This window comes from Protofrankia sp. Cr1, assembly GCF_963555865.1.
Classification (GTDB): Bacteria; Actinomycetota; Actinomycetes; order Frankiales; family Frankiaceae; genus Protofrankia.
Genome location: NZ_CAUVXO010000006.1, coordinates 25334 through 34716, shown reverse-complemented (window position 1 = coordinate 34716; position 9383 = coordinate 25334). Strand labels below are relative to the sequence as shown.

Here is a 9383-nt window from a genome sequence, read left to right as displayed (position 1 = left end):
AGTTGGCCATGTCGACAACGGAACGAGCCAGCCGGGTTCGTGGCGGATACAGCGCCGGACACAGGTCCATGGGGCCGAGCCGTGCGCTGTGGTGGATGACAACGCCGGGGCGCGGGCTCGGCCGCCGCTGTGGCGGTACCAGGACGGTGACGTTCTCCTCGGCAAACCCGTGCAGACCGCCGAGAGCCGCCGCGCACGCACCGCCGAGAACAGCCCCGGGGCCGATGGACTCGACCACGCACCACAACAGCTGCATACGGGTGAGCGGCTCGGGTCGGGTTAGGAGGACCCCGGGCATGGGCAGCTGCCATTGTCCGGCTTTGACCCGCCATCGAATTGTCGACCGGCTTGTGCCAGCCGCCCTGGCAGTGCGGGTCGCGATAACGCCGCACTGGTTGTCGGCTGTCTTCTGCCAGGAGTGCTGGCCGGGGCCCGGGGCCATGCACACAAGCCTCGCCGATCCGCGAGTCGAACGGAACACCGTCTGCCGGGCTGTGGAAAAGCCGCGGGCGGAGCCCCCGACTGTGGACGAACGGTCCACCCGCCGGGCCTGTCACCCTCGTGTCTCACCCTCGTGTCTCACCCTCGGTTCTCACACTCGCGGGCGCTGGCGGTGCAGTCATCCTCCAGATCCATCTGGTCATCGTGACGGGTGGTCGCCGTGTGCGTACGGTGGCTTCTCGTAATGGTGTGGATCGTTCGGGTATCCGCGTCGTACAGTCTGGCCATCGACACACGACCTCCGCCGCAGTCGGCGGCTGTGACTCCTCCGCCGCCGTCGCGTTGGCTGGTCGCCTGCGATCTTGATCAGACGTTGATCTACAGTCGGAGTTCCTTCCGGCTCGCTGCAGGCAGCGGCGAACCCGCGCTGGTGACTGTTGAGCGGATTGACGGCCAGCCGGCCGCCTTCTGTACCGCTCGGGCCGCCGAACTGATCGCGCGGCTGGATGCCGTGGCCACCCTCGTCCCGGTCACCACGCGGACGCGGGCCCAGTACGCGCGAGTGGATCTCGGTGTGCGTCCCAGGTTCGCGATCACGACGAACGGCGGCCACCTACTGGTGGACGGCCGTCCGGATGAGGACTGGGCGGCCCGGGTCCGCGCCCGGATCGAGGCAGCGGCGGGTCCGCTCGCCGGCGTCCGGGCCGTGGCTGAGCGTCTCGCCGCCGACGGCTGGGTCAGGGTCACCCGGGTTGCAGACGACCTGTTCGTGTATCTCGTCGCCTATGAGCGTGCCGGGGTCCCCGATCTCCGCGAGGTCGCTGCCGACCTTGCCGCCGACGGATGGATCCTGTCCATCCAGGGACGCAAGGTCTACCTCGTGCCGGCCGTTCTGACCAAGGAGGCGGCGCTCGCCGAAGTGGTGCGCCGGGTCGGGGACGTCGGCCTGGCCGCGGCGGGTGATTCGCTACTCGACCGCGGAATGCTCACCGGCGCGGACGTCGCTGTCCGTCCCGCCCATGGTGAGCTGCACGACAGCGGCTGGAGCGCCGCGAATCTGCGGATCACCGCCGCGGCCGGACTGCTGGGCGGGCAGGAGCTGCTGGAGATTCTCGCCGCGCAGCTCCCCGTGGGTTGACCGGCGCGCGCGCCGCATTTCTGCTTACCACTTCTGCTTACCACTCGGCCGGCTACGTCTCCATCGCCCTGCGCCGCATTGCCCTGTACTGCTTTCCGTAGTCGTCCTGTGGCGTGTCGTGGCCACCGGGGTTGGCTGAGTTCAGGTACAGTACGGTACTGTATTGAAAATGATCGGACGTCGAGAGGAGTCGGGGATTGCGATGATCTCCCTGTCGCCGTGTGGCCGATCCCCGGGTCGACCCCGGGATGATGCCCGCGAGCAGGCCATTCTTGATGCCGCACTCGAGCTGCTGGTCGAGGTCGGTTACGAGCGGATGAGCATGGTCGCCGTTGCAGCCCGGGCGCGGGCGAGCAAGGCGACGATCTACCGGCGGTGGGCCAACAAGGACGAACTCGTCATCGAGGCCGTGCGCCGACGGAGCGGTGGCGCCGACATCGTCCCCGCGGACACCGGCAGTCTGCGCGGTGACCTCGTGGATGCCGTCTGCAAGATAGTGGACCATGTGTCCCGGGAGGATGCCGCGCTGATCGCCGGGGTGTTGCTGGCCATGCGGGGGTCACCCGACCTCGCGGCGGCGCTGCGGGTCCCGATGCTTGAAGAAAAGCGCTGGATCGGCGATCTCATCGTGCAGCGCGCGATGGACAGGGACGAACTGCGTTCGTCCGCGGCTGCCGACGTCTTTCACGAGCTGATGCCCGCACTGCTCTTCTCTCGGCTGCTCATCACCGGCGAACCGCTTGACAGTGCATTCATCGAACATATGATCGATGACGTGCTGCTTCCGCTGATGACCTCGGTACGCGCCGAGGACGACTGAAGCTGGATTTTCTGACACCGGATTCCCTGACACCGTGTCCGGCCGCGCGTCCACCGGCGCCCGAATTATTCCGTCATCTTCGGATTGGCTGGTCAAGGAGCATCAGTGACTACGACTGTTGAACGCCCACATGGAAGCATCGGAGCGGAGGCCGGGGGCAGCGTCGACTCCCGGCGATGGCTTGCGCTCGCAATTATTGCCGTGGCTCAGCTGATGATAGTGCTCGATGCGTCCATCGTGAACATCGCCATGCCCAAGGCCCAGACTGATCTGCACATTTCCGTGGCTGATCGGCAGTGGATCGTCACCGCGTACACCTTGGCATTCGGTGGCCTGCTGCTTCTCGGCGGCCGGATCGCCGACTTCATCGGGCGAAAGCGCGCCTTTGTCGGTGGTCTGCTCGGTTTCGCCACGGCATCGGCGATCGGCGGCCTCGCTCCGGACGCCTCGTTCCTGTTCGCCGCCCGTGCGCTGCAGGGAGCATTCGCCGCGGTTCTCGCGCCGGCAGCGCTCTCCCTCATCACGGTCACGTTCACCGAGACCAGAGAACGTGCCCGCGCCTTCGGTGTTTATGGCGCGATTGCCGGTGGCGGCGCCGCGCTCGGGCTCATCCTCGGCGGCGTGCTGACCGAATACACCTCCTGGCGCTGGTGCCTGCTGGTCAACGTCCCGATCGCGCTGCTCACAGCCGCCGCCGCACTGCCGATCGTGCGGGAGAGCCGGGCCGAGGGGAAAGCGCGCTACGACATTCCCGGGACGCTGACCGTCACCGCCGGGCTGGTCAGCCTGGTCTACGGTTTCACCAAGGCGGCTGAGGACGGCTGGAGCTCGGCGGTCACGCTCGGGTTCCTCGCGGCGGCAGGAGCGTTGCTGGTCGGGTTCGTCATCGTCGAGGCACGTAGCGCCGCGCCGCTTCTTCCACTACGGGTCGTCTGGGAACGCAACCGCGGCGCATCCTTCCTGTCGTCCCTGCTCATCGGTGGCGGCCTGTTCGCCATGTTCCTTTTTCTCACCTTTTACTTCCAGGTGAGTCTCGGATACAGCGCGCTGCGGACCGGATTCGCCTTCCTGCCGTTCAGCGCTGGGATCATCGTGTCAGCCGGGCTCGCCAGCCAGCTCATGCCGCGTACCGGGCCCAAGGTCCCGATGGTCGTCGGAACCGTGCTCACGGTGGTCGGTCTGTTCACGTTGACCCAGATCGGTCTCGACACCAGCTATGTCAGTCACGTCCTGCCCGGTGAGCTGCTCATGAGCATCGGCCTTGGCCTGATATTCGTACCGATGTCGAGTCTTGCGCTCATCGGTGTCGAGCCCCATGACGCCGGTGTGGCCAGTGCCCTGGTCAACGCCACCCAACAGGTCGGTGGTTCGCTGGGAACGGCACTGCTCAACACGGTGTTCGCCACCGCGGTGACGAACTATGTCATCGACCACGGCGCCAGCCCGCAGAGCACGGCCCAGGCGCAGATCTCCGGTTACACGACGGCGTTCGTCTGGGGCGCGGTGCTGATTCTGCTCGCGTTGGCGACCATCGTCGTCCTCGTCCGGGCCGGAAAGGACGAGGTGCCGGCGCAGGCGGGTGCCGTACACGCGGGGTAGCGTGCCCGGTGGCGTGCCCGGTGGCGTGCCCGGATCGGGCAGGGCCGGGCCCGCCACCGTGGCGGGATCCTGTGGGTTGTCGGCACTTCGTGGTACACCCGGATGCGGATGACATGGCAGCCGGACGCAGGAGGACCCATGACCAGCACCGCGGACGGCACCGGTATCGCCGGCACCGACCAGACCGAGACCAGCGTCGCAGGCAGGGGTCTGGAACATGAGCTGGAGCGGATGCTGTCGGTCGACCGGTTCGATCCGCCGGCCGATTTCATCCCCCGGCAGGCTTATGCGGCCGATGTCGACTCGGCCGCCGCCGACCCGGTGGCTTTCTGGGCGGACAAAGCCCGGACCCTGCTGGCATGGGACGTCCCGTTCACGACCGTGCTCGATGATGAGAACCCGCCTTTTTACCGCTGGTTCGCCGACGGCCGTCTCAACGTCTCGGCGAACTGCCTGGATCGGCACGTGGCAGCCGGCCGCGGTGAGAAGGTCGCCTTCCACTGGGTCGGCGAGGAGGGCGAACGACGGGCGCTGACCTACATCGACCTGCTGGCCGCGACCCAGCGGCTGGCCAATGGGCTCAAGAGCCTCGGGGTCGGCCGGGGCGACGTTGTCGGGATCTTTCTGCCGATGATTCCCGAAGTCGTGGTGGCGATGCTCGCCTGCGCCCGGATCGGCGCCGTCCACAACGTCGTCTTCGGCGGGTTCGCCCCGTCCGCGGTCCGTGAGCGGATGGAGGTCTCCGCGGCCAAACTGTTGATCACTGTGGACGGCGCCCGCCGCAAGGGTCGGACGGCCCCGGTCAAGGAGGCGGTGGACGCCGAACTCGGCGAGGTGAAAACCCTTGAGCACATCGTCGTGGTCCGTTCGACCGGCATACCCGCCCCGATGCTCGCCGGCCGGGACGTCTGGTACGACGAGCTGTGCGAGCGGGTCGACCCGGTGTGCCCGGCCGAGCCGATGGATGCCGAACATCCGCTGTTCATTCTCTACAGCTCCGGCTCCACGGCCAAGCCCAAGGGCATCCTGCACACCACCGGGGGATACCTGACCGGGGCGACCTACACCCACCGGCTCGTCTTCGACCTTGACCAGGCCTCGGACGTCTACTGGTGCTCGGCTGACGTCGGCTGGATCACCGGGCATTCCTACATCGTCTACGGGCCGCTGTCCAACGGCGCGACCAGCGTGATGTTCGAAGGCGCTCCCGATTATCCCGACCGGGACATCTGGTGGAAGATCATCGATGAGTTCAAGGTCACGATTTTCTACACTGCTCCGACGGCGATCCGGACGTGCATCAAGTGGGGCCCGCAGTACCCGGGCAGGCACGACCTGTCCTCCCTGCGACTGCTGGGCACCGTGGGCGAGCCGATCAATCCGAAGGCGTGGCTGTGGTACCACAAGGTGATCGGCGGTGGGCGTTGCCCCATCGTCGACACCTGGTGGCAGACCGAGACCGGTGCGATCATGATCTCTCCGGTGCCGGGTGTGACGTCGACCAAGCCTGGTTCGGCCACGACCGCATTGCCCGGGATCTCACCGGCACTGCTGTCCGAGGATGGCGCGCCGATCACCGAGGGCACCGGCATCCTAGTGATCACCAAGCCGTGGCCGTCGATGCTTCGGACGCTCTATCAGGACGACGAACGGTTCGTGCAGACCTATTTCTCCCGATTCGGTCGGAGCGTGTATGTCGTCGGTGACGCGGCCCGGCGCGATGCCGACGGCTATTTCTGGATCATCGGCCGGATCGACGATGTGATCAATGTGTCGGGCCACCGCCTGTCGACGGCCGAGGTCGAGTCGGCGATCGTCGCCCACGAGGCGGTGGCGGAGGCTGCCGTCGTCGCCCGGTCCGACGACCAGACCGGCCAGGCCATTGTTGCTTTTGTCACATTGGTTGGGGATCGTGTCGGCGACGATGCGATGGTAAAGGAGATCCGCGACCATGTGGCCGCGCGAATAGGGAAGCTGGCCCGTCCCAAGCAGGTGATCTGGGCCGACGACCTCCCGAAGACACGCTCAGGGAAGATCATGCGACGGCTGTTGCGGGACATCGCCGAGGGGCGCGAGCTCGGCGACGTCACGACTCTGCGCGATCCGATGGTAATGGGGGCTTTGTCCGCGAAAGTCGCCGCAGCCGGCCCGGACGAGTGAGCAGGGGGTTCGGGGCGTCGGGTGGCCGAGGGCCCGGCGCCATCCTGGCCCGCCGACACCCGGGTGGATTCCGGCGCTCGGCGGTGTCTAGGCTCACAACTTCGTGAGAGCCCTTCGACGCTTCACCGTCCGTGCACAGCTCCCCGAGCAACTCCTCCCGCTCGGCGAGCTTGTGCTGAACCTCCGCTGGTCATGGCACCCGGAGACACTCGATCTTTTTGAGTCCGTTGATCCCGAACTGTGGCGCTCCTGCAAAGGGGATCCGGTTCGCTTGCTCGGCGAGGTCGACCACGAGCGCCTTGAGACCCTGGCAGCTGATCGCCGCTTCATCCGCCGCCTGCACGACGCCGCCGAGGACCTGCAGGAATACCTGACCGCTCCACGCTGGTACCAGGCGCTGCCCGATGCCCCGAGGGCGATCGCCTACTTTTCCCCGGAGTTCGGCATCACCGAGGTGCTGCCCCAGTACTCCGGCGGCCTGGGGATTCTCGCCGGCGACCATCTCAAGACCGCCAGCGATCTCGGGGTGCCGATCGTCGGGGTGGGTCTTCTCTACCGGGCTGGCTATTTCGTGCAGTCGCTGTCCCGGGACGGCTGGCAGCAGGAGCGGTATCCCGGCATCGACCCCCACGGCCTGCCGCTGACCCAGCTCATCGATGCCTCGGGCGCTCCGGTCAAAATCGCGATCGGGCTTCCCGAAGGCCGCACCCTGCACGCGCAGATCTGGAAGGCGCAGGTCGGGCGGGTGCCGCTGCTCCTGCTCGACTCCGACGTCGAGGACAACCAGCCGGCCGAGCGGGGTGTCACCGACCGGCTCTACGGCGGTGGCACCGACCATCGCCTGCTCCAGGAGATGCTGCTGGGAATCGGCGGGGTTCGGGCGTTGCGGGCCTACTCGGCGGTTTCCGGTGCCCCGACTCCGGAGGTTTTTCACACCAACGAGGGCCACGCGGGTTTCCTCGGCCTGGAGCGCATCCGCGAGCTGACCGAGACCGGCCTGAGCTTCGACGAGGCGTTGGAGGCGGCCCGCGCCGGCACGCTGTTCACGACCCACACTCCGGTGCCCGCGGGAATCGACCGGTTTCCCAGGGACCTGGTGGCCCGTCACTTCGGCGGGGACAACGCCTGGCCGGGCGTGCCCGTCGACCGCGTGCTGGATCTCGGCGCGGAGTCAGACCCGAACATGTTCAACATGGCCCACATGGGCCTGCGGCTGGCTCAGCGCTCCAACGGGGTCAGCAGGCTCCACGGAATCGTCAGCCGCGAGATGTTCTCGGGCCTGTGGCCCGGGTTCGACCCGGCCGAGGTCGCCATCGGTTCGGTCACCAATGGCGTCCATGCTGCCACCTGGGTATCGCGCAGCGTGATCGAACTTGCTGACCGGGAGCTCGGTCCATCTCCCCTCGAGGATGGCGGCGAGGGTTTCGCAAAGATCGCCCAGGTGTCGGACGACGCGGTCTGGTCGATGCGTCGAGAACTGCGTGAACGCCTGGTGACCGAGGTTCGGCGGCGGCTGCGCACGTCGTGGCTGCAGCGTGGCGCCGCACCCAGCGAGCTCGACTGGATCGACGGCGTGTTCGACCCGGCCATCCTGACGATCGGGTTCGCCCGTCGGGTCCCCTCCTACAAGCGTCTCACTCTGATGCTGCGGGACCGGGAACGGCTCACCCGGCTGCTGCGCCACCCGCAGCGCCCGATCCAGATGGTCATCGCCGGCAAGGCGCACCCGGCCGACGACGGCGGCAAGCAGCTCGTCCAGCAGATCGTGCAGTTCGCGGACTCCTCCGAGGTCCGTCATCGCATCGTGTTCCTGCCGGACTACGACATCGGGATGGCGCGTTTCCTCTACTCCGGTGCGGACGTGTGGTTGAACAACCCGCTGCGCCCGCTGGAGGCGTGCGGAACGTCGGGCATGAAGGCCGCGCTCAACGGTTGCCTCAACCTGTCCATCCGGGACGGTTGGTGGGACGAGATGTTCGATGGGCAGAACGGCTGGGCGATCCCCACCGCGGACGGTGTCGAGGACCCCGACCGGCGTGACGACCTCGAGTCGGTCGCCCTGTACGAGCTCCTGGAGAACACGGTCACCGCACGGTTCTACGACGTCGCCGGCGCGGGCGCGCCTCCTCGCCAATGGACCTCGATGGTCAAGCACACCCTGTCCACGCTCGGCCCGCAGGTGCTCGCCACCCGGATGGTGCGGGAATACGTCGAGCGGTACTACCTGCCCGCCGCGGCCTCTGCGCGGGTGGCCGCGGCCGACGGGCTGCTCGGGGCACGCGAGCTCGCGGGCTGGAAGGCACGGATCCGCCAGGCATGGCCAGCCGTGCGGGTCGTCAACGTCGACTCGGCCGGGCTCGGTGACACCCCCCAGGTCGGGCAGTCGTTGGTGGTCCGGGCAACTGTCGAGCTCGGTGGCCTGGACCTTGGGGACGTAGAGGTTCAGGCGTCCTACGGTCGCATCGACGAGGCCGACCGGTTGCTCGACTCAGCCACCGTCGCGCTGGCCCACACCGGTGCCGGCGAGGGCGGCGGGCTGCGCTTCGAAGGCACCATCCCGTTGCGGCGGACGGGGGCCTTCGGCTACACCGTCCGGGTGCTTCCACGACATCCGCAGCTCGCTTCGCCGGCGGAACTCGGGCTCGTGGCGAATCCCGACTGACACTGCCGCCACCGGGTGGGGGGCCCGGTCGCACCCCGGCAGCCCCCCACCCGGTTATCCGGTGGCGCGCAGGAGCAGGACCGCGCGTCCGGTGACGTGGAGCTCCTGATCGGCGTCCAGGTGCCGGGCAGGTCCGTTGAGGGTACCGGGGAAGCCGGCGAGGTCCTCGGCGGAGGTGTCCAGCAGCAGCTCGTAGGCGTTGGCCCACGGCTCACCCGGCAGGACGACGGCCACCTCACCAGGGTCGGGATGCAGGATGAGCAGGAAGCTGTCGCCGGTAACGGTGGCGCCGTCCGGCGTGCGCCAGGGCAGCGTCCGTCCGGACAGATGGGCCACGACCGTGTGGACCAGTGGTGAGTTCCAGTCGGCGTCCGGCATGATTGTTCCGTCGGCGCGAAACCAGGTGATGTCCGCGAGCGACCCGATGCTGGACGGGCCGCCGTGGAAGAACGCCTGGCGGCGCAGTGTCTGCGACGCCCGTCGCAGCGCCACCAGGCCGCTGACGAGCCCGAGCAGCATCGGATCGTCTCCGGCGGGGTCGGTCGGGGATGACGGGCCGCCGG

At 67.8% G+C, this 9383-nt stretch carries 5 protein-coding genes and 2 pseudogenes; 5 read left to right on the top strand and 2 right to left on the bottom strand.

Features of this window, described 5'->3' with window-relative positions; all coding sequences use genetic code 11:
* Positions 1-298 (bottom strand): annotated as a pseudogene (locus tag U9980_RS01645) (hypothetical protein); the annotation flags it as partial.
* 462 nt (positions 299-760) lie between these two features.
* On the opposite strand from U9980_RS01645, the gene U9980_RS01640 reads away from it, so the two are divergent.
* From U9980_RS01640 to glgP, 5 genes are all read left to right on the top strand, one after another.
* Positions 761-1579 (top strand): sucrose-6-phosphate hydrolase, encoded by an 819-nt coding sequence (locus U9980_RS01640; RefSeq protein ID WP_322766377.1) that lies wholly within the window; start codon positions 761-763, stop codon positions 1577-1579.
* A 202-nt stretch (positions 1580-1781) separates the two neighbouring features.
* Positions 1782-2399: a TetR/AcrR family transcriptional regulator gene (locus U9980_RS01635; protein WP_322766376.1), complete on the top strand. Its 618-nt coding sequence runs from the start codon at positions 1782-1784 to the stop codon at positions 2397-2399.
* Positions 2400-2504: 105 nt separating this feature from the next.
* Complete coding sequence (locus U9980_RS01630) at positions 2505-3998, top strand: MFS transporter (protein ID WP_322766375.1); 1494 nt, start codon at positions 2505-2507, stop codon at positions 3996-3998.
* Between the two features lie 138 nt (positions 3999-4136).
* A complete protein-coding gene (gene acs, locus U9980_RS01625; protein WP_322766374.1) occupies positions 4137-6158 on the top strand; it encodes an acetate--CoA ligase in 2022 nt (673 codons plus the stop codon).
* Between the two features lie 103 nt (positions 6159-6261).
* Positions 6262-8820 (top strand): alpha-glucan family phosphorylase, encoded by a 2559-nt coding sequence (gene glgP, locus U9980_RS01620; protein WP_322766373.1) that lies wholly within the window; start codon positions 6262-6264, stop codon positions 8818-8820.
* 54 nt (positions 8821-8874) lie between these two features.
* On the opposite strand, the pseudogene U9980_RS01615 reads toward glgP, so the two are convergent.
* Positions 8875-9383, bottom strand: a pseudogene (locus U9980_RS01615) (glycogen debranching enzyme GlgX); the annotation flags it as partial.